Raw genomic sequence first — 866 nt, 5'->3', positions numbered from 1 at the left:
GCCGTGAACATGGTGGTGAAGCCGATGACGGAGCCGACGGAGAGGTCGATGCCGCCGGAGAGGATCACGAAGGTGGCGCCCACGGCGGCGACCAGCAGGTAGCTGTTGTCGATGAACAGGTTGAGGAACACCTGCGTCTCGGCGAACCCGTAGTTCTGGTACCGGCTGAGGCCGACGGCGTACATGACGAGGAAGAGCCCGGCCGTCACCAGGACGGGCAGGCGGCGGTCGGCGAGGATGCGTGCGGCCCGGCCCGGTGTCCGGCTGTCCGGCGCGGCGGGCTCGCGGGTGGTCGTGGTCGTCACGACACCTCCATGGTGCGTACGGCCTCGGGCGCCGGGGCGGTGTCCGCCGGCGTCGCGGCCTGCCGGTCGCCCCGCCGCCCGCCGAAGCGGCCGCCGCCGAAGACCTTGGCGCGGAACTTCGGGGACTGCATGAGGCAGACGATGATGACGACGGCGGCCTTGAAGACCAGGTTGGTCTGGGTGGGCACGCCGATGGTGTAGATCGTGGTGGTGAGGGTCTGGATGACGAGCGCGCCGACGACCGTGCCGCCGACGGAGAACCGCCCGCCGAGCAGCGAGGTGCCGCCGATGACCACGGCGAGGATGGCGTCGAGCTCGATCCACAGGCCGGCGTTGTTGCCGTCCGCGGCCGAGGTGTTGGAGCTGATCATCAGGCCCGCGATCCCGGCGCACAACGCGCAGAACACGTACACCATGATCTTGATGCGCCGGGAGCGGATGCCGACCAGGCGGCTGGCCTCGGCGTTGCCGCCGACCGACTCGACGAGCAGGCCGAGCGCCGTGCGGCGGGTCAGCGCCACGGTCACGGCGACCACGGCGGCCACCACGAAGATGGAGAAG

The 866-nt window shown here is 70.7% G+C and carries 1 protein-coding gene and 1 pseudogene; both read right to left on the bottom strand.

Going from position 1 to position 866, the window contains the following annotated elements; translation table 11 throughout:
* A pseudogene (locus EAO76_RS41445) lies at positions 1 to 305 on the bottom strand (sugar ABC transporter permease YjfF); the annotation flags it as partial.
* Positions 302 to 866: ABC transporter permease (locus EAO76_RS41440; RefSeq protein WP_399463718.1), on the bottom strand; the 565-nt coding region annotated here is incomplete at its 5' end. The pseudogene EAO76_RS41445 and the gene EAO76_RS41440, both read right to left, overlap by 4 nt.

The organism is Streptomyces sp. sk2.1, from assembly GCF_008120935.1.
GTDB lineage: Bacteria > Actinomycetota > Actinomycetes > Streptomycetales > Streptomycetaceae > Streptomyces.
The sequence above is the reverse complement of the archived record's forward strand: the minus strand, read 5'-3'. Positions and strand labels throughout refer to the sequence as shown.